This window comes from Brucella pseudogrignonensis (genome assembly GCF_031454375.1).
GTDB lineage: Bacteria > Pseudomonadota > Alphaproteobacteria > Rhizobiales > Rhizobiaceae > Brucella > Brucella pseudogrignonensis_A.
On record NZ_JAVDQT010000004.1, the window covers coordinates 248,968 to 270,913 of the forward strand.

The window sequence follows — 21,946 nt, forward strand, 5'->3', positions numbered from 1 at the left end:
ATAAATATTAGCAACATCAGCCGTGTTGCTAGTTGTATTCATTGTGGTTCAACAGTCGAAACATATGCTATATGGTTGACTGATGTTAATGTAGTTTTAGTGTTGTCTTTCGGCGTTACAGTATAAGAAAAATATGCAATCGACTCTTTCCCAGAAGGATTAGGTCCGTAGCCATAGAAAAAATATGAGTCGAAAAAAGCAGTTATTAATGGTTTTGTTAAATCATCTGGTTTCAATATTATCGGTTCAAGCGCGTGTGTACCATACTTGGGTATATTAGTTCGAGATTCAAAACCTTGAATATATACACTTGCAGTTATTTGATCGCCTTCTTTTGCCGTCCACTTGTCACTGGTCGGTTGTGACGTCAACCAATAACTCATCGGCACTTTACGGTTAAGTGCAATCTTATTTTGATTGATGACTGTCGTACCCGACGGTTCAGGCAGGTCAGCCTTTATGTCGCTCGGAGGTACATTCGGGTTGCCCTCCGCTTTAAAAATCAGGTGTTCGCTCGATGAAACTACACCCGTTTGAGAGCCGGCCACAACGTAATAAAAATCATTGGGAGTGTCTGTATGAATAGAGCTCTTGTAAATGGGGACGTTTACATAATGTTCGTCAGTCGGGTTCTTCTTATAAGCATATGTCCCGTTAACGATTGCGTAAACCCAATCCGTTGGTTTTGTAGCGATTGGTACAGCCAAAAAGGCATCCATGGGGTTTAATACATCATCCAATTGCAACACTCCGTCTTTAAAACCAGCCAATTGAGGAGCTTTCGGGATCGCGGGATATGCATTGGGGTTGATGACGCAAATTTCATTGACCAGCTTGACGTCTTTGTAGTCTGCAACGGCAGATAATTCTGTGAAGCCGATGGTCTCGTTTGCCGTCATATAAAGTTTGGCTTCGCCATTCGTATCAGTTATCGTGCGTATAATCGTTTCATCGTTTTCTTGATAAATCGACCCGTAGGGATCGACGTCGTCCAGCGTAAGAGCAACAGCATCGGCCGTATTGGTCAGATAGGTTTTTACTGATTCGAAAAAGAAATTTTCGTCCCTAAATGTCTGTGTACGCCATTCGACAATGTATCCCGCAATCCCCGATGCCCCATCTGTTATTCTGGCTGTTGCAGTAACTGTCTTTTTTTCGTCAGATGGTAATGATGTGTGGTCTGTTGTAAATAGAACCTCATTCTCAAGACTAAAATCAGCTTTAACAGATCTATCTATATTTTTCGTATAAGTGAATTTTGGAATATTCACATTTCCACCATAATATGTTGTATTTATTGTAAGGTCTTTAGAATCTCCATATATCTCCCCGTCACTAATAACAAAAAGGCTGTAAACAACCTCCCAGTTCGCACCATTTTTTGTGAAGTACCTTGGCTTAGTTATATCTTCGGTTGTTGAGAAGGCGCGTCCCAATGTAATTGTTACGTTCAATTTATCATCTGCTTGATCGGAATCATCGGCTGTAAATTTTAAAAGAAATTTTTGTCCTAGGTATAATTGAGTATCTATGCTTGGTGAGTACTTCATTTCAATCCTCTGTTTTAATTGTTACTAAATAATATGATTAACAAAAATGCCATTTTGTTGTTATATTGTTATAAACATAATCTGGTGTATATATACTGTCATATTTTACACGAGGATTCATTTGATGGTAAGTATATCAGCAAAGCATTTTTTAGCTATTTCTAGTTTGTTTTTTTTCGAAAGCTTTGCTCATGCGGGTAATATTTATGCCTTTGATGTCGGTAGCTCAGCCTGCGTTAAGGCGATAGGTGCGCAATTCGGCGCCCAGTCTCCTGGGGGGTGTTCAGATCATATCAATGGTTCACAAGGTGGGGGCAGCGAAAACGGTGAGGGCTCTCAGAGTACCGTTTACACATATCGCTCTGATGCGGGTGGCTCTTATACGGGTATGATCGGAGGGAACGGCGCCGATGCGAGTTCATCGGTAAGAGGTGGCGCTGGCGGCGTTCCTACACACACAGTCAGTTTAGATGGAGGTGATGGTAAACCCGGTGACAATGGTGGAGATTACGGCGGCGGTGGTGGCGGTGGTTCCACGGCACTTTACATTACTAGTGGATTTCCGACAAACCTGCAATCAGAAGGTAGCGTTCGGGCTGGCGCTGGTGGTGCTGGTGGTGCTGGCGTGTTAGGTGGTGGTGGTGGCGGTGGCGGCGGCAATGCTCTTGTCTATATTCCGAAGGAAGGGCAAGTCAACACTCTTACTTTGGGGATGGGTGTCTACAACGGCGGCGCAGGGGGAGCGGGCGGTGCAGGGACGGTGCCTGGCCAGGCTGGTGTGTCGGGTGATGGTATAGTCCTTGGGGGAGCAGTGCCCATGACTGCTACCCTTCCTGCTATCCAACTCGGTCGACCACAAACTTTCATTTCTATTGGTGGAGCTGCAGCTCCCGGTGGGCACGGGGGGGATGGTATTGTCTTGCTTGGTAATGTCACCATGACGCTTTATTCTAGTCTAGGCCAGACTAATTTTAACGCCGGGCCGGGCGATACAACATTGTTAAATGGCGGCAGAGCCATTTATATAAAAGGCGACAATAATCAGGTGTTTCTGTTTAAGAATCCAAACGGTACTGATTTTTTTGAGCAAAGAACTTTTGCTAATTCTAGTAAGGTAGCCTTCTTAATAGACGGAAATAATAATTACCTTGATGTGCAAGGTATAATCTATTCTGGCGGTAATAAAGTAGAGGTTCATGGAGATAACAACACTTTAGGTTTGAAGGATTTTTATAAAAATAATCTTTATGATTCAGGTGATAAATACAATTTCTTTGCGGATGGTAAAAACAATACCATTCAGCTTAATGGCGATGAGAATAGCTTCGATCTGAAATACACAGCACCAAATCTTATGACGGGTTTTGCAACCTTTAATAAAGTCGGTAAGGCAAAGTGGACTGTGACGGGTGACCAGCAAAATGATATGGCATGGCAGGTGCAGGAAGGGATATTAGAACTTTCAGGCGATGTAGATGTCTCTATGTCAACATCCATGACTGTCGCATGTGGGACACCTCTTACATGTTCGACACTTGATATGAGTGGCGTTGATGGAAAGGGATTGACCTTGCAGCGGTTATTCGGCGATGGCTTTATTATTGCCGGAAGCAAAGAAATTACCATATCCAATGGTGGTAATTTCTCCGGTGTAATTAAATCGGATTCTGATCTTACTCTTACCGGTGGGACGCTGACGCTTAGTGGTTTCAATGAATACACGGGTGATACCCATTTGAATGGTGGTGTGTTGTCTGTTGCAGCCCCGAAAAATACCGGCATTTCCACCAATAAGCTCATTTTTGATGGCGGCACATTACAGATCACCGGCACGACTCTCACAGACACTACAAAACAAATTGTCTGGAATGCTGGCGGCGGGGGCTTTGACATTGCAGATAAGGACAACACTTTCACCGTTGGTCAGGCGCTTGGAGCGGGTGGTGCGCTAACGAAGCTTGGTGCTGGAACCTTGGTTCTTTCTGGCGCCAATCTTTATAAAGGCGGTACGTTCCTTAATGGCGGCATACTTCAGGTTGCGTCTGATACCAATCTGGGAGATGCATCGGGTGCGCTGAACTTTAGTGGCGGTACGCTGCATATTACCAAAACACTGAGTTCAGATCGCTTGGTGACGTTGGCATCGGATGGCGGTACGATTGATGTCGATCCAGATCCGGATCCGAATAATAAGACTATATTTGGCGGTGTTTTCAAAAACGCGGGTGATGCCAAAGGCAGCTTCACCAAGTCGGGTGCTGGCACGCTCGTCATGACTGCAGCCAATACATATACCGGCAACACGACGGTTACAGGCGGCATTCTGCAGCTGGGTGATGGTCATACTATTGACCATAACAGTATTATTCTCGGCGATATCGCCCTGACTGGTGGCAACCTTGTGGTCGACAATATGGGTACTAATGACCCGAATAATATTCACCAGACTAAACTTTCTGGTGTGATCAGCGATGGGGGCATTACCACCCCAGGCAGTGCCACGCAGAATGGTAGCGATACGCTCGTACTTTTGGGCAAGAACACTTATAGCGACGGGACATATCTCAATGCTGGTGTGGTTTCAGTTGAACAGGATGAGAATCTAGGAACAGGCGGTCTTAATTTTGACGGCGGGACACTGAAGGTCACAGGCACGGCTTTTAAAAGCACTACAAAGCAAATCGGCTGGGGTACGCACGGCGGCGGTTTCGACATTGATGATGCGAGTAATACGTTCACACTGTCGAATGTCTTTATCGGTTCGGGCGCTCTGACCAAGTCTGGCGCTGGCATATTGGCTTTAACGGGTGATAGCAGCAGCTATCAGGGCAGTACGACTGTCAGTGATGGTTCTTTGCGTCTTGATGGCGGCAAGCTCGGAGATGGAACGGGTCACGTTCATGTTGCATCCGGTGCCTCACTTGGTGGTCACGGCAGCATTGGCGGCACCACAGATATTGCAACAGGCGCGACCTTATTTGGCCAAAGCGGTCAAAAGCTTACATTCGATAAAGACTTAACACTCGATACGGGTAGTAAGGTCGATGTCACTCTGGGTGCGCCAAGCATCAATGGCCTGTTTGATGTGAAGGGCGACCTGACGGTTGCCGGCACATTGAATATCACTGATGCAGGTGGCTTCGGCCCCGGACTTTATCGTATTTTTGACTATAGCGGGACGTTGACCAACAATGGACTGACGATTGGCACTGTACCGGGTGATGACGCCTCACAAGTGTCGCTTCAGACAGCCGTCGATCATCAGATCAATTTGGTCAATAGCGCAGGCTATACGCTGAACTACTGGGATGGCGATGATGCTAACAAGCACAACAATAATAGCGTCGATGGTGGGAATGGTACCTGGAATGCAAGCAACGACAACTGGACGGATCAAGATGGGCAATTAAACGGCAAATGGGCAACCGGCCAGTTTGCGATTTTCCAAGGTTCGGCGGGTACGGTCACTGTGGATGATGGCGGCGGTGCCGTATCCGTGAGTGGCATGCAGTTCTTCGTGAATGGTTACACCATTGAGGGAGGCCAGATCACGCTTGGCGGGCAGGACAACCAGATCATCGTTGGTGACGGTACGATCAATAGCGCCAGTGATATCGCAACCATTGCTTCTGTGCTTGATGGCCAGAATGGCTTTACCAAAACGAGTTATGGCACGCTCAATCTGACAGGTGCGAACACCTATAGCGGCACAACCACCGTGGCTGAAGGTACACTGGAATTAAGCGGGAGTGGCAGCATCGCTAATAGTGGCGAGATTGCCCTTACAAGCACCCAGTTTGACCATGGCCGTCTGCTGATCAACAAGGATAATGATTTTACGCTTGCAAATAAGGTGAGCGGTATTGGCCCGGTTACAAAAGATGGCGCAGGCATAACAACATTCTCTGGCAATAATACGTTTAGCGGTGGGCTGACGGTCAAGGGAGGAACGGCGAAGGCTGGTATTGCCGACCACGCGTTTGGTTCCGGCGATATCAGGGTCGATGGCGGCGGAATACTTGACCTTGCCAACTTCAATGAAAGCGTTGGCAGCCTTCTGGGCGCGACATCGGGTGATGGGGCCATCAATCTTGGCTCTGGAACGCTAACGCTTGATCAGAACCTGCATGGTGACTTCTCAGGAGTAATCTCTGGCACAGGTGGGCTCACCAAGAATGGCGATGGAGATCTGGTTTTTTATGGAGCCAACAATTATTCGGGTCTGACAGCTGTTAATGAAGGTTCTCTCATTCAGGGCGCAGCTGGTGGTCTCTCTGCTGCTTCCACATATAATGTGGCCAGCGGCGCTTCCCTTAAACTGGGTGGCTTCTCCACCTCTATAGCAGGCTTGACCAATGCCGGGAATGTCTTCTTCGGTAGCACAGGTGGTGGCACTGTTCTTAATATCTCAGGCAATTACATCGGCAATGGTGGCACGCTGCATATGGCGGCGGTGTTTGGTGATGACAATTCGCTCACAGATCGTATGAATGTCACTGGTAACACATCCGGTACTTCCAAAGTCGATATTACCAACCGCAATGGCTTTGGCGCGGCAACGAAGAATGGCATTGAGATTGTAAGTGTTGGAGGCAATTCAGACGGTGTCTTCAACCTTCAGGGTGATTACGTCACCAAAGATGGCCAGCAAGCCATCATGACAGATTCTGCCTATGCCTATACCTTGCAACATGGCGGAACAAATACGCCCAATGACGGCAACTGGTATCTGGTCAGCAAGAAAAGCAATACCGATCCGGTTAACCCGGTTAATCCCGATTGTCAGAAGAACAACACCTGCCCGACACCTCCAGATCCTACTCCGGGGCGTTTCAGTCCGGCAGCGCCTGTCTATGAGTCCTATACGTCAACGCTGCAGGCTTTGAATGCACTGCCAACATTGCAACAGCGCGTGGGTCAGCGTTATCTGGGTGATGCTGATCAGACCAATTTGAGCGCCAGCTCAGGTGCCAGTTCAGGTGAAAGCGATAACAAGGCCATCTGGGGTCGCATTGAAGGCGCGCATAATCGTCAGAAAAACGCGTCTACAGCAGGTGATCTGCATCAGGACATCAATACCTTCATCATGCAAGCCGGTGTCGATGGTCAGTTCTATGAGAATGAGAACGGCAAATTGCTTGCTGGCATCACCGGGCAATATGGCAATGCACGCTCAAATATCGATAACCGCACTGGCGATGGATCGGGCAGCATTACCACACAGGGTTGGGGACTTGGTGCGAACGCCACCTGGTATGGCACGTCCGGCTTCTATCTCGACACACAGGCACAAGCCAACTGGTATGACAGTGACCTGGATGTCGATGCAACCAACCCGACGCTTGCCAATGGCAACAAAGGCTTCGGCTATGCACTCAGCCTTGAAGCAGGGCAGCGCTTTGATCTCGACCCGTATTGGTCTCTGACACCGCAAGCACAGCTCACATGGTCATCCGTTGACTTCGATACATTTACCGATGCCTATGGTGCGCGTATCTCCAATCGAAACGGTGACAGTCTGAATGCCCGTATCGGCCTTGCTGCCAACTATGCCAATAGCTGGAAAGGCAAGGACGGCCTGATGGTCAATACCTCACTCTATGGCATTGCCAATCTCTATCAGGAACTCATGGGGGATGCCCGCATGAATTACGCAGGAACCCATATGGCAACCGATAGAGACAATACATGGGGCGGTATCGGCGCAGGTGGCACCTATGCATGGGCAAACAACAAATATGCTCTGTATGGCGAGGGTTCAATCAACACTTCGCTCAACCACTTCTCTGACAGCTATGCAATCAAAGGCAACATCGGCTTCAAAGTGAACTGGTGAGGAACAACGCATAAAACAAAAACAAAGCTCCCGGAGCAAATCCGGGAGCTATTGCCGTATTTATTGCAGCCATTTCTCAATGCAGTGAGCTATCAGCAGATGGCAGCAGTTCACGCCATATGAACCCATCCGCCGTTCTTATTGGATGAGCGCACACAAGCATCGATAAACGACACACCTCTTACCCCGTCATCGACGGTTGGATAGATAACCGCACTATCAACCTTCGCATTGTCACGTCGCGCCTGAATTGCATTGGCCGCTTCTGTATAGATCGTTGCAAAGGCTTCTAGATAGCCTTCGGGATGGCCACCCGGAATGCGGGTTACACGTGCCGCAGCTTCTCCTGCACCAGCACCGCCACGCGTGATCAGACGCTTTGGCTCGCCAAATGGTGTAAACCACAGACGGTTCGGATCTTCCTGCGCCCATTCAATGCCGCCTTTGGTGCCATAGACGCGCAGGCGCAACGTGTTTTCATTGCCCGGAGCGACCTGGCTGCACCAAAGCATACCCTTGGCGCCACCTGCAAAACGCAGCATGACATGCGCATTGTCATCAAGACGGCGACCCGGAACAAAGCTATCGAGATCGGCAGCTAAGCTTTCAAGCGTGAGGCCCGTCACAAAGGATGCAAGGTTAAACGCATGGGTGCCAATATCACCCGTTGCTCCACCAAGCCCGGATTGTGCCGGATCGGTGCGCCAAACTGCACCTTTAGCCCCGGTTTCTTCAACCGCTTCGGTGAGCCAGTCTTGCGCATATTCCACCTGCACCACACGCAGATCACCAAGCTCGCCATTGGCGATCATTTCGCGCGCCTGTCGCACCATCGGATAGCCGGTATAATTGTGGGTTAGCACAAACAATGCGCCACTCTCATCAGCGACTTTCTTAAGCTTTTTCGCATCAGCCAAAGTCGATGTCAGGGGCTTATCGCAGATCACATGAATGCCACGGCGCAGAAACTCCTTCGCCGCATCATAATGCACATGGTTTGGCGTAACGATTGCAACCGCTTCAATACCATTTTTAAGGCGCGCTTCACGGATCGCCATTTCCTTATAGCTTGAATAAATGCGATCTTCCGCAAGTCCCAGCTCGCGTCCCGACGCCTGCGCTTTTTCCGCTGAAGACGAGAGTGCGCCTGCAACAAACTCAAAGCGGTTATCAAGGCGCGATGCCATGCGATGCACGCCACCAATAAACGCCCCCGCACCGCCGCCAACCATGCCAAGCCGAATGCGCGGATTGGCTGTTTCCTTGGTCTTTGCTTCAATGGTCATAGTTATTCCTCCGAGCGCACTTGATCTGGTTTTCTCAAATCGGCGCTCTCACTTGATATTTTTAACGCGTATCTTGGCCCGAAACCGCGGCGCAGTTTTCGGGATACGCTTTACAAGCCCAGCATACGGCGATTGGCGGCATCATCCGTTCCGCCCGCAGCAAAGTCATCGAATGCTTTTTCCGTCACGCGAATGATGTGGTGTTTGACAAACTCAGCACCCTCGCGCGCTCCGTCTTCAGGATGCTTGAGCGCGCATTCCCACTCAACAACTGCCCAGCCGTCAAAGTCATTGGCTGCCATTTTCGAGAACACAGCGCCAAAATCGACCTGACCATCGCCCAGCGAACGGAAGCGACCGGCGCGATTGACCCAGCCCTGATAGCCGCCATAAACGCCCTGACGCCCGGTCGGATTAAACTCGGCATCCTTGACGTGGAACATCCTGATGCGGTCTTTGTAAATGTCGATATTGTCGAGGTAATCCAGACATTGCAGCACATAATGCGATGGATCATAAAGCATGTTCGCGCGCGAATGGTTCTTCACACGTTCAAGGAACATCTCGAACGTCACACCATCATGCAGGTCTTCGCCCGGATGGATTTCGTAGCAAATATCAACGCCATGCTCATCCGCATGATCAAGGATCGGCAGCCAGCGACGCGCCAGTTCATCAAAAGCAGCTTCCACCAGACCAGCCGGGCGCTGCGGCCACGGATAGATGAACGGCCAGGCCAAAGCGCCTGAAAAAGTTGCATGGGCGCCGATGCCGAGATTGCGCGAAGCACGGATCGCCATTTTCACCTGCTCAACAGCCCATGCCTGACGCGCTTTCGGATTGCCGCGCACTTCCGGCACAGCAAAGCCATCAAATGCCTCATCATAGGCCGGATGAACTGCAATGAGCTGTCCCTGTAAATGCGTCGAAAGCTCAGTAACTTCAACGCCGTTTTCACGCGCAACACCGGCAAACTCATCGCAATAGTCTTTGGATTCAGAAGCCTTTTTGAGGTCGATCAATTGGCTTGCCCATGTCGGCACCTGCACACCAGCATAGCCTTTTTCAGCTGCCCATTTGGTAATGCTGTCCCAACTGTTAAATGGCGCTGCATCGCCCGCAAACTGCCCGAGAAAAATCCCAGGCCCCTTGATCGTCTTCATCAAAAATCCTCCAAAGATAACGCAAATTTTATGGACATAATACAAATACGCGCCCGGCAAAGCGGGCGCGTAATTCAATATTAGAAAGGAGAATCCGGGAAGTAGAACTGCTCGGCATTGTCCTTGGTGATCAGCGTTGCATCGAGAATATACTCGCCGCTGACTGGTACCTGATCATAGAAATGACCAGCGGCCAGTTCCATCGCGGTTGATACCATCGCAGGCGGATAAAGCACATCAACCGGTATAAGCTTATCGCCATCCATGACCTTCTTGATCATGTCCTTGGAACCAGCACCACCGATAACATACTGAATGTCTTCACGATTTGCCTGCTTGATGGCTTCGAGAACACCGACAGCCATATCGTCATCCTGACACCAGACAACATCAATCTTTGGATACTTGGTCAGGAAGTCCTGCATCACGCGGAAGGCATCGTCGCGGTTCCAGTTGCCATACTGACGATCAAGAACCTTAACGTTGGAGCCTGCAATACCCTTGTCAAAGCCGTCCTGACGCTGCTGGTCAATTGGGATTGGCATACCACGAATGACAACGACCTGCGCGTCTGGTGTGTTCTTGGCAATATATTCACCAGCGACCTGACCAAGAGCAGGATTGTTACCCGCGATGTAAAGATCGCGGATCGAATTATCATTGTTGCTTGGAGCGCGATCAACAAGCGCTACAAATGTGCCTTTGTCTTTGATTTCCTTGATTGCGTTGACCAGCGGATCTGGATCGGTCGGCAGAACCACAAGACCATCGAGACCTTGAACGGCCAGATCCTGCAACGCATTGGCCTGGCTGGCCGCATCTGGCGATGTCTTAACGATGACATTCAGGCCCGGATGCTCCTGCATCAATAGCTTGGCAACACGTTCCGCATGATAGACAACACCCGCTGTCCAGCCATGGTCAGCAGCCGGGATCGATACACCGATCGTGACCTTTTTGTCTTGCGCGCTTGCAACACCAGTGAAGGCTAACGCCCCAGCTGCTAGAGCGGCAAAAGCAACGCCTAAAAGTTTTCCTCGCATTAATTCCTCCCAAGTGTTCGGGGGCTTTATCCCTGAGTGACCGGACCGCCCCATCAATCCCGTCAAACCTGTTATTCCAAGCCTTTAGACGCTCCTCATCATCGTCGTGAGAGTGAGCGCTGAACCAGCATGGCAATGATAATGATGGCACCCTGAATAGCGCCGATCAGATATTCGCTGATGAAGTTGGAAAGCAGCATGATATTGCCGACAATTTCGAGAATGAATGCGCCGCATATCGTGCCCCAGACACGCCCTACGCCACCGCGCAACGCCGTACCGCCAACCACAACCGCTGTAATCGCCTGCAGCTCCCACAACATGCCGGTGGTTGCCGAAGTTGAGCCAAGTCGCGGCACATAAAGCAACACGGCAACGGCGACGCAAAGCCCCTGTACGACATAGGCAATTGTGCGAACACGCTTAACCGAAATACCTGAATAACGCGCAACATCTTCGCTGGAGCCAACCGCAATCACATGACGTCCATAACGGGTGCGATAGAGCACGAAAGCCGCAATCGCTGCCGTGACAAAAATCGCAATTACCGGAATGGGCACACCAAACACATCACCAAAATAGACAGGGCGGTAAAGCGCCTGAATTTCAGGATTACGTAAAGTAATTGCACCACCCTGCGACAGCCATGTTGTCAGACCACGATAAATCCCCATTGTTCCAAGTGTCGCAATGAAGGGTTCTATCCCGCCCATTGTCGTGATCAAGCCGTTGGTCAAGCCGCAAAGCGCACCTACGACAACCGCCAGCAATACAGCCGCTATGAGCATCATTACCGGATCGGCAATGACACCACTGTTCATAAACATAATCATGATGCTGCCGACAAAAGCAGCCATCGCCCCAACCGACAGATCAAGCCCGCCCGACGAGATCACATAGGTTGCGCCCAGCGCGATAATTGCAATAAACGCGCTGCGTGTTGCGACATTGAGCAGATTATCGATACTGATGAAATTCGGATTGGCAATTGTTCCAAGAACAAGTAGCAAAAGCAGCGCAATAAAAGGGGCAATCGCCCTCAGATCCCAGTCTTTGGACGTATTCGGCGCTTTGCTCTTGTCATTCACTACGTCAGTCATTGACACCCCTATTTATATTTATGCCGCTTCTGTGCTGACGCCCGTTGCAAGAACGACTATGTCGTGCTCGGTCATGCGATCACCTGTCACCTCACCCGCAATACGGCCTTCGCGCATAACAACGATGCGGTCGCATATCCCGATAAGTTCTGGCATCTCTGATGACACAACGATGATTGATTTTCCTTCATCGGCAAGATTGGCGATGAACTGATAAATCTGTTCTTTCGTGCCCACATCAATGCCGCGTGTCGGTTCGTCTATGATGACGATAGACGGATTCAGCAGCATCATTTTTGCAAGCAACAGCTTTTGCTGATTTCCGCCTGAAAGTTGGCCAGCGAGAATATCTTTGCGGCCGGTGCGAATATCAAATTCCTTGATCGCGTCATCAAGCGCCACGCGCTCTTTATTCCGGTCGATCTGCAAGCCACGCACAAATTTGCTGATTGATGCAAGTGTCAGATTGATGCCAAGGTCTTTACCAAGCAACAGCCCTTTGCCTTTGCGATCTTCACTGAGATAAGCGATCCCAGCAGACAGGCTTTCATGCGCATTATGGAAGTTGACGGGTTTGCCATTGTGCTGAACCTGTCCTTTGCCGGGACGAAGGCCGACAACACCTTCCATAAGCTCTGTACGGCCAGCCCCCACCAAGCCAGCAAAGCCAAGGATTTCACTTCTGCGCAATGCGAAGCTCGCTGTTTTGACATAGCCGGGAACTGTAAAGTCTTGCACTTCAAACACCGTCGCATCCGACCGTTCAGATGCACGATCCGGATAAAGCTTGGCCACATCGCGTCCAACCATCAACCGGGCCATATCATTGGGTTGAAGCTCAGAAGTCATATGCGCTGCCACAAGCGTTCCATCACGCAAAACCGTGATGCGGTCCGAAATTTCCTTCACTTCCGGCAGGCGATGCGAAATATAGAGAACGGCCACGCCCTTGGCACGAATATCGCAAATTACTTTCAACAAAGCTTCGGTTTCAACCGGTGTTAACGATGCAGTGGGTTCGTCGAAAATGACAACGCGGTGCGGCACCAACAGCACGCGCGCAATCTGTACAAGCTGCCGCTGCGCGATCGAAAGGCTGCCGACTATAGCATCGGGGTTTATGTCGGCACCAAGATCGCGAACTGCCTTACGCGCACCTTCGCGCATCGATTTATCATCGACAACAAGCCCATTCGAAAGCTCGCGACCAAGATAAATGTTCTGCGCAACGGTCAGATCAGGCGCGAGCAAAATTTCCTGATGCACAAGCACAATACCCTGCGCTTCAGCCTCAACCGGTCCTGAAAACGCGATTGGCTTGCCATCGATATGAATTTCACCGCTGGTCGGACGCTCATTGCCGGCAAGCAGTTTCATCAATGTCGATTTACCGGCACCATTTTCGCCGATAATCGCATGAACTTCGCCGCCATAGATACTCAGATTGATGCCTTTGAGCACCTGAACCGGACCGAAAGACTTCGACAGCGACACGGCTTGAAGGAGCGGAATACGCGTTTCTTTTGGCGATGCAGTCATGCGCAAACGCCAAAGACAACGTTGTCGTAAGAGATTACGCAACGAAATTCTGATACATGAATATCAGCGTAAATATTCAAAAGCACGTAAACTCCTCCCAAAGTTTCACCCAAGACATTACCCGCCGATTTGAGGTACGTAAAGCAGCAATTATAAAAAGTATGCTTCTATTTAGCCGCTTTATCTCGGCCATTGTTATCCGTCTGAGATTATCACGGAAGCAGAGTGGTCGGATTTCCACTTTCCGTTAAACACTCGCATCGTTGGGGACATGCTGGCTTAAAGAGAGAACATCAATGCCCCTAAAACAATCCGTTTATGGATCAGGAAATTCGGTTGTGATTATGCCAACATAGTCTGACGCCGAAACCTTGTTTCGACGATAACGGCACGTAGAGCGCATGTTTTTAACGCTGGATTGCTTTTAGGGTGGCAATCGGCGATCTGCCTGTTGCGACGGCACGTTTTGAAGGCTGCAAGCGGAGGATTGTCGGCGCGCAATGCGGTTGTACGGTTCGGGGTGTCAGCATCGATAGCGCTATAGACAAAGAGTATATTCGAGTTTGCCTTGGATCATACCACGATTAACTGGCTTGGCTGTCCGCCATTAGGTAGTATTTTGTATTCGCGCCGTTAATGCTGCAACGGGTGTGATGGCACTCATTGGATGTTGAGAGCAAGTTGGAGCCAGTGCGGTCGGCTTCTTAGAGTTATTTTAGCCCCAGCCATGTGCCGACAACCCGTAAACCCATGGTTTGTGTGCCTCTCTGTTCAAAAACAGCTTGCCCTTCGACATGGTTGTTACCGTGCTGTACACACCGAGGCGGGATTGCTCTAGGAAGTCGGCGAAAGCGCCGGTTTTCTCACGCGTATCAACGCGCGCAAATTTGCCTTTAAGATTTTTCAGGTGAACTGCGGCTAATTGAATGGCGTCTTCGTCATTGCTTGCGACGATGGGGCCAATAACTTTCCCGCGGCCAAATTCGCGGCAAAAGGAATAACCAACCATCTGCCCGTTTCTCTCCAACCCATAGATTTCGGCTGTGTCAGAGATGAGGTGAAGCAAATGCATGCGGTTTGTGCCAAAGGCTTTGCAGTCGAGCTCGGAGACTTTTTTGAGCTCCTCTGCCGAAAGCGCTACAAGTTCTCCATTTGGCGTTGGTATGGCCGGAAGTTCAAGCCCGACTTGTCCCTGATGCTGATAGACTGTTGCCTCATCGGTAAAGCCGAGCGTCAGGTAAAGTTTATATGCTGCCTGGGTCGCATTGAGGCTGAGGCTGCGACCTTTGCATCGCTCCATCACCTGTTCCATCAGCCAACGACCATTGCCTTGCGCTTGTGTGCGGGGGGAGGTGATGACCATGCCAATGGTTGCGAAATCGTCTCCGTAAGGAAACCACATAGCGCTACCGAATACCCGGCCAATGCCATCAATAGCGACCAACCCTTGTCCGGTTTTCAACATGAGATCCCAGTCATTGGGACGGTGCGGCCAGCGAACACCCATCGAAAGACCATGAAGCAGGCTCTTGTCCACATCTGCTATGTCATGTGCGATCAATTCAAAAGATTTGAGCCGTACTGATTTTTGCATATCAGCCATTCCGATCCCTACCCGCTGCCCAAGCTCGACTTATGGACATTCAGCCCTCAAGACACAGTGTTTTTGATCCTGCCACGCAATGCAACGCTTTGGGCAGGCGTATTTTGCCGCATCATTCCACAAATACCTCCGCATAATTAGCTGCTTGATCGCCGCTATTCGCAATCTTTGTTTGAAGCAGCATGATATTCGGCACGGAACACTGCCCCAACACCATATTCTGATAGAAATCCGAAGCTCTGACTTTGAATGTGGTATTGATGAACGTCGAAGAAATCCTTGCAGCTTTGATTGGCTTTCCATCGGTTGTTGGTACTCCCAATGATGCGATTGTTGGCTGGATCAGTTCGTACGCAAAGTCTGCGGGTGCTGACGTATCGGTTTTGCCCGGACCTGAAGGCGACAGGGCAAATCTTTTTATCACTATCGGCCCTCGTGATGTGTCGGGCTATATTCTTTCTGGCCACACGGATGTGGTTCCCGCTGGAGAGTCTGAATGGACGACTGATCCGTTTAAGCTGCATAAAGACGGCAACAGACTTTATGGGCGCGGCACGACGGACATGAAGGGCTTTCTGGCTTGTGCGCTTGCTGCCCTGCCGATGCTCGCCTCTCGTTCGCTGGAAAAGCCCGTGCATCTTGCTTTTTCCTACGATGAAGAAGCGGGCTGTCGTGGTGTGCCGCATTTGCTTGCAGCGCTTCCAGATCTTTGTGCCAAGCCGCTGGGAGCCATTATCGGTGAGCCAAGCCGCATGCAGGCCGTGCGTGCGCATAAAGGTAAAGCCGCAGCTCGGCTGGAAGTTATTGGGCGCTCGGGCCATTCATCGCGTCCCGATCTTGGGTTGAATGCCGTTCACGCCATGGCTGGCGTGATTGCAAAAGCAACCGCATACGGTCAAACGCTGGAAGCCGGGCCGTTCGATACCAATTTTGAGCCGCCATATTCATCGTTGCAGTTTGGCGTCATCTCTGGCGGACAGGCGGTTAATATCATTCCTGATCGCTGCACCGCTGATATTGAAGTGCGTGCAATTTCCGGTATCTCACCAACCGAATTGCTGGAGCCAGTAAAAGCCGAACTCGTTGCTCTACGGGATATCGGGTATGAAGTGCTGTGGCATGAATTAAGCGCATATCCGGCTCTTTCACTATCAACTGATAGTGCACTTTCCCATTTGATGGTCGAGTTGACGGGGCAGGAAACTCTGGCTGCGGTAAGCTACGGCACGGAAGCGGGGCTGTTCCAGCAGGCAGGCATTGATGCAATTATCTGTGGCCCCGGTGATATCAGCCGCGCCCATCGCCCGAACGAATATATCGAAATAAACGAGCTGCATGCGTGCCAGAAGATGATCGATAATCTTGCCTCGCGCCTTACCTCTTAATCGGAAGCAATCATGGCATTTCTTTTCAACTCCGATGCTGCCCGTGGTGCCGTTTTCCGCGAAGCATTTTCGAAAGCTCTGCCGGACATCGCGTTTTTTCAGGCTGGCGATGAGGTCGATCCTGATAAAATCCGCTATTTGATTAGCTGGGTCGCGCCAGACGATATTGGGCGTTATCGCAATCTTGAAATTTTGTTCTCAATTGGTGCGGGCGTTGATCAGTTTAAGCCGGGCAGCGTGCCTGAGCATGTGAAGCTCGTTCGCATGGTTGAAGACGGCATCATTCGCATGATGCAAGAATATGTGGCGCTTGGCGTGCTGACATTGCATCGTGAAGCAATTGCCTATCGCCAACAACAGCAGGCGGAAACATGGCGAGCCATTGCTACGCCGCAGGCATCAGAACGACGAATTGGCTTTTTAGGGCTGGGTATGCTGGCGCAAGCTGCAATCGAACGTCTCAAGCCATTTCAGTTTCCGCTTTCCGGTTGGAGTCGCAGCCAGAAAGACATTGAAGGCGTTACCTGTTTTTACGGTGAGGACCGGTTTGCAAGCTTCCTGCGCCAAACAGATATTCTGATTTGTCTGCTGCCGCTAACCGATGAAACACGCGGCATTTTGAATGCCGACTTGTTTGCTTTGCTGCCAAACGGCGCGCGCTTGTTGCATACGGGACGCGGACCGCAGCTTGATCAAAATGCACTGATTGATGCGCTTGATAGCGGTCATCTTGCGGCAGCTATGCTCGATGTGACTGATCCAGAACCGCTTCCATCCGGGCATCCGCTTTGGTCGCATCCGAAAGTGCTGATCACACCGCATATTGCATCCGTCACGCAGCCGCATACGGCTGCGAAATCCGTCATTGAAAATATTCAGCGCCATTTGGCTGGAGAAGAACTGATCGGCCTGATCGATCGCAAACTCGGCTATTAGATGAAGGGAACTATCATGTCACTTTTGATTACTATCGATCCAAATCCAGATTTCGCGCCGAAAGAGGCCCTGCCTACTGAAGACCGCCTGATCTCTGGCACGCCGTCATTTAAGACTTGGGCGCAGGATGCGTCGAAGAACGACAAGGTTTTGACAGGCGTTTGGGAGGCAACGCCGGGCGAAACCCATTCTATCAAGGGCACAACATTAGAGTTCTGCCATATCTTGTCTGGCCTCGTCGAAATTGAAGAGAAGGACGGCGAAACCAAGACTTATCGTGCAGGCGACAGCTTTGTTATGAAGCCGGGCTTCGTCGGCGTGTGGCGCACGATTGAAACCGTGCGTAAGATTTATCTCTGCGTTTACGAATAAGCATCTCGTATCCAGAATAATCCGCCGCTTTAAACCCGTCTGACGCGATTCAAAACCGTCCGGCGGGTTATTCTCAATCAATAATGCGGCCCGTGTGGCTCTAATCTTTCGTCATAGAAAGTTCGAGGTGCGCCATGACATTAAGCTTTGATCCTGAAACGCTTAAACTGCCATTTTATCATTATATTGGCGGGGAGCGCGTGGAAGCTACCGGCGCGATGGAAATGCACCGGCCGTCGGACGGTAAAGCCTATGGCGATTGTCCGATTGCTGATGTTGCGCTGGTTGATCGTGCTGTTGAAAATGCTAAGGCCACTTTGAAAACAAGCGGCTGGGCTGATAGCCGTCCGCGAGAACGGCTCAATGCGATGCATCGTTGGGCCGATCTGATCGAGCAAGAAGCGCTGACGCTGGCGCGCATGGAAGCGGTTTCATCGACGCGCCCAATCGCTCATCTCATTGAAGGCGATATAGCCGTTACTGCCGAGCAAATCCGCTTCTTTGCAGAATTTGCGGATAAGGAAGGCAGCGAAGTTGTGCCAACCAGCACCAGCACATTCGGCATGACCTTGAGCGAGCCTTATGGTGTGATTGGCGCGATTACGCCGTGGAATTTCCCGATCTCGATGGCTGGCTGGAAACTCGGACCAGCGCTGGCCGCAGGCAATGCAGTTGTCCTCAAGCCATCTGAGATCACGCCTTTTACCACGCTTTATATCGCAGAACTCGCCGTGCAAGCTGGCATTCCTGCAGGCCTCATCAACATCGTTCTGGGTGATGGACCAACCACCGGTAATGCTATTACCGGGCATCCTGATATTTCCAAAGTGAGCTTCACCGGATCAACGGCAGCAGGTGCTGCGATTATGGAAAATATTGCGCGCACCGGCATCAAGCCGATGACACTTGAGCTTGGGGGCAAAAGCCCGCAGGTGGTGTTTGCCGATGCCGATCTCGAACTGGCGGCAGCGGCCATCACGCGCGGTATTCTCAGCAATGCCGGACAGGCCTGTGTCGCAGGTTCGCGTCTGATTGTTGCGGACGAAATTGCTGATGCATTGAGCGAAGCCATTGCGCGTCATATGGCGAATATCAAGCCGGGTGTGACATGGGACGAGAATACCCAATATTCTCCGATTATTTCGGAACGTCAGATTTGTCGTATTGATGAGATTGTGCAGAAGGCTGTCAGTCTTGGCGCACAAAGTGTTGTGGGCGGCAAGCGAATGGATCGTGACGGCTATTTTTACGAGCCAACTTTGCTTCGCGGTGTTGATGAAAACTCCCCCGCTGTGACCGAAGAAATCTTCGGGCCTGTGCTGACACTTCAGACATTCAAAGACGAAGACGAGGCATTAGCACTTGCTGATCATCCAACCTATGGATTGGCAGCAGGTCTTTTCACCCGAGATTTGTCTCGTGCGCTACGTGTCACCAAGGCTTTGCAAGCAGGAACGATCTGGGTCAATCGTTATGGCCGTTCGCGGGACCATATCCTTCCGACTGGTGGCTATAAAAGCTCTGGCATTGGCAAAGATCTCGGACGTGACGCCTATCTTGCGAACCGCAAAACTAAAAGCGTTTTGATAGACTTATAAGGGAACAAACAATGAAGAATTATTCGATTGCACTCATTCCGGGCGATGGCATTGGTAAAAGCGTAACCGATGCGACATGGCAGGTTTTGCAGGCTGCTGCAAAGCGCAATGGATTTGCGTTGGAAGGCAAGAGCTTTCCTTGGTCATGCGAATATTATCATGAGACCGGCGCAATGATGCCAGCAGATGGTATCGAGACTTTGCGTAAGTTCGATGCGATTTATCTTGGTGCTGTTGGCTGGCCTGCGGAAGTACCGGATTCTGTATCGCTGCACGGTTTGTTGTTACCGATCCGCAAAGCTTTTGTGCAATATGCCAATATCCGCCCGCATCGCCTGTTGCCGGGTGTAACCGGTCCGCTGCGTTCGGAAGGCTTTGATATTCTCTGCATTCGTGAGAATACCGAGGGCGAATATTCGGGCGCTGGTGGACGCGTCCATTCGGGCACCAAAGATGAAGTTGCAGTCGAAACTGCGATCTTCACCCGCACCGGTGTCGAACGCATCATCCGTTTTGGCTTTGAGCAGGCGCGTGCGCGTCGCAAGAAGCTGGCTTCGGTGACAAAATCGAATGCTCAAAAATACTCGATGGTTTTCTGGGACGAAGTGACAAAGGATGTTGCCAAAGAATATCCCGATGTCGAGGTTTCACATTACCATATCGATGCTATGGCGGCCCGTATGGTTATGGCGCCCGAAAGCCTCGACGTAATTGTGGCTTCAAACCTCTTTGGCGATATCCTTACTGATCTGGGTGCGGCCATTCAGGGCGGTCTTGGTTATGCGGCTTCGGCAAATATCAATCCTGATCGCTCAGCACCGTCTATGTTTGAGCCAGTTCATGGCTCAGCGCCTGACATTGCGCATTTTGGCATTGCCAACCCAATTGCGGCGATCTGGTCGGGTGCGATGATGCTTGAGCATCTTGGCGAGCATCAGGCTGCAAAAGATGTGATGGCAGCAATCGAAACAGCGACGGCTCAGGGTATCGGAACTGTCGCGGGAAAAGACAAAACGGATGCGATCACGCAGGCCGTGCTTTGCGCTCTGGCTTAAGAGGTCGTCATGCATACGTTAAAAGATCAGGCGCTTTTCCGCCAACGGGGTCTCATTGGTGGTATCTGGCAGGATGCTGAGTCTGGCGCGACCGTTGATGTTACCAATCCTGCAAGCCTCAGCACTTTGGGCACGATTCCCGATATGAGCGGCAAGGAAACGCGAGCGGCAATTGATGCTGCTGCGCAAGCTTTCAAACTTTGGAAAAAGAAAACCCATGCCGAGCGTGCAGCGCTGCTTGAACGCTGGTTTGCGCTGATGATTGAGCATGAGCAGGATCTTGCTCTTCTGCTGACGCTGGAGCAGGGCAAGCCGCTCAATGAAGCACTGGGCGAAATCCGCTACGGCGCATCCTTTGTTAAATGGTTCGCTGAAGAAGCTCGCCGCATTGATGGCGGCAGCATTCCTTCGCCAACTGCAGACCGTCGTATTCTTGTATTGAAAGAAGCGGTTGGGGTTTGCGCGATTATAACGCCATGGAATTTCCCGAATGCGATGATCACCCGCAAGGTTGCTCCAGCGCTGGCTGCTGGCTGTACGGTTGTGATCAAGCCTTCGGAGTTTACCCCATTTTCAGCACTCGCACTTGGCGTTCTTGCTGAGCGGGCAGGGATACCGGCTGGTGTCATTAATATCGTTACCGGCATGCCAAGCGAAATTGGTAATGAGTTGATGGCTAATGAAACCGTGCGCAAAATTTCGTTTACGGGTTCAACCCGCGTTGGTTCACTGCTGATGAAGGGTGCTGCCGACAGCATCAAGCGTTTGAGCTTGGAGCTTGGCGGCAATGCGCCGTTTATCGTGTTTGACGATGCTGACCTTGATCAGGCGGTGGAAGGTGCTATTGCCTCCAAATTCCGCAATGGTGGCCAGACCTGCGTGTGCTCAAACCGCATTTTGGTGCAGGCAGGCATTTACGATGCCTTCGCAGCTAAGCTTTCGGATCGCGTCGCAAAAATGAAAGTCGGCGTTGGTACGGAAGATGGCGTTGCGATTGGTCCGATGATCAATCATGCGGCGATTGAAAAGATTGAACGCCATGTGAGTGATGCTCTGGGGCGTGGTGCAAAAATTCTGGCACAAAGCGAAAGCATGCCGGAAGGTCGTCAATATGCACGCCCAATTGTGCTGGGTGACGCCACAACCCACATGCTGCTGGCTTCCGAAGAAACCTTTGGACCAGTTGCGCCGCTCTTCCGTTTTGAGAAGGAAGAAGAAGCAATTGAGATTGCCAACGGAACGCCGTTTGGTCTGGCGGCATATTTCTTTACCGAGAACCTGAAGCGTTCATGGCGTGTCGCTGAAGCGCTGGAGTTCGGTATGGTTGGGCTCAACACGGGTGCGATCTCGACTGAAGTGGCACCGTTTGGTGGCGTCAAGCAGTCGGGGCTTGGTCGTGAAGGTTCAAAACTGGGTATTGATGAATACCTGGAAATCAAAACGCTGCATGTCGGCGGATTGTGAACATGAAAAAGGGCGG

The 21,946-nt window shown here is 50.7% G+C and carries 14 protein-coding genes; 7 read left to right on the forward strand and 7 right to left on the reverse strand.

The window, feature by feature from the left end; genetic code table 11:
- Positions 1-38 precede the first annotated feature (38 nt).
- Positions 39-1,550, reverse strand: a complete 1,512-nt coding sequence (locus J2782_RS14410; RefSeq protein ID WP_310013735.1) for a hypothetical protein — start codon at positions 1,548-1,550, stop codon at positions 39-41.
- 124 nt (positions 1,551-1,674) lie between these two features.
- Here J2782_RS14410 and J2782_RS14415 point away from each other — a divergent pair, with 124 nt between their 5' ends.
- A complete protein-coding gene (locus tag J2782_RS14415) occupies positions 1,675-7,386 on the forward strand; it encodes an autotransporter outer membrane beta-barrel domain-containing protein (protein ID WP_310013737.1) in 5,712 nt (1,903 codons plus the stop codon).
- A gap of 110 nt (positions 7,387-7,496) precedes the next feature.
- Here the strand turns inward: J2782_RS14415 and J2782_RS14420 are convergent, their stop codons facing one another.
- The 6 genes from J2782_RS14420 to J2782_RS14445 form a co-directional block, all read right to left on the reverse strand.
- Complete coding sequence (locus J2782_RS14420; RefSeq protein ID WP_310013740.1) at positions 7,497-8,672, reverse strand: Gfo/Idh/MocA family protein; 1,176 nt, start codon at positions 8,670-8,672, stop codon at positions 7,497-7,499.
- Positions 8,673-8,782: 110 nt separating this feature from the next.
- On the reverse strand, positions 8,783-9,835 hold the full coding sequence (locus J2782_RS14425) for a sugar phosphate isomerase/epimerase family protein (RefSeq protein WP_310013742.1): 1,053 nt from the start codon (positions 9,833-9,835) through the stop codon (positions 8,783-8,785).
- 80 nt (positions 9,836-9,915) lie between these two features.
- Positions 9,916-10,878, reverse strand: a complete 963-nt coding sequence (locus J2782_RS14430) for a substrate-binding domain-containing protein (RefSeq protein WP_310013744.1) — start codon at positions 10,876-10,878, stop codon at positions 9,916-9,918.
- A 98-nt stretch (positions 10,879-10,976) separates the two neighbouring features.
- A complete protein-coding gene (locus J2782_RS14435; RefSeq protein ID WP_310013746.1) occupies positions 10,977-11,978 on the reverse strand; it encodes an ABC transporter permease in 1,002 nt (333 codons plus the stop codon).
- Positions 11,979-11,996: 18 nt separating this feature from the next.
- Positions 11,997-13,517: a sugar ABC transporter ATP-binding protein gene (locus tag J2782_RS14440; RefSeq protein WP_310013748.1), complete on the reverse strand. Its 1,521-nt coding sequence runs from the start codon at positions 13,515-13,517 to the stop codon at positions 11,997-11,999.
- A 715-nt stretch (positions 13,518-14,232) separates the two neighbouring features.
- Positions 14,233-15,111, reverse strand: a complete 879-nt coding sequence (locus tag J2782_RS14445; RefSeq protein ID WP_310013904.1) for a GNAT family N-acetyltransferase — start codon at positions 15,109-15,111, stop codon at positions 14,233-14,235.
- A 269-nt stretch (positions 15,112-15,380) separates the two neighbouring features.
- Here J2782_RS14445 and argE point away from each other — a divergent pair, with 269 nt between their 5' ends.
- From argE to J2782_RS14475, 6 genes are all read left to right on the forward strand, one after another.
- Complete coding sequence (gene argE, locus J2782_RS14450; RefSeq protein WP_310013751.1) at positions 15,381-16,505, forward strand: acetylornithine deacetylase; 1,125 nt, start codon at positions 15,381-15,383, stop codon at positions 16,503-16,505.
- 12 nt (positions 16,506-16,517) lie between these two features.
- A complete protein-coding gene (locus J2782_RS14455; RefSeq protein WP_310013753.1) occupies positions 16,518-17,441 on the forward strand; it encodes a 2-hydroxyacid dehydrogenase in 924 nt (307 codons plus the stop codon).
- Between the two features lie 15 nt (positions 17,442-17,456).
- On the forward strand, positions 17,457-17,813 hold the full coding sequence (locus tag J2782_RS14460; RefSeq protein WP_310013756.1) for a cupin domain-containing protein: 357 nt from the start codon (positions 17,457-17,459) through the stop codon (positions 17,811-17,813).
- Positions 17,814-17,947: 134 nt separating this feature from the next.
- On the forward strand, positions 17,948-19,411 hold the full coding sequence (locus J2782_RS14465) for an aldehyde dehydrogenase family protein (RefSeq protein ID WP_310013758.1): 1,464 nt from the start codon (positions 17,948-17,950) through the stop codon (positions 19,409-19,411).
- A gap of 11 nt (positions 19,412-19,422) precedes the next feature.
- Positions 19,423-20,466, forward strand: coding sequence for a tartrate dehydrogenase (locus J2782_RS14470; RefSeq protein WP_310013759.1), 1,044 nt, complete (start codon positions 19,423-19,425; stop codon positions 20,464-20,466).
- A gap of 9 nt (positions 20,467-20,475) precedes the next feature.
- Complete coding sequence (locus tag J2782_RS14475; RefSeq protein ID WP_310013761.1) at positions 20,476-21,930, forward strand: NAD-dependent succinate-semialdehyde dehydrogenase; 1,455 nt, start codon at positions 20,476-20,478, stop codon at positions 21,928-21,930.
- Positions 21,931-21,946: the final 16 nt, after the last annotated feature.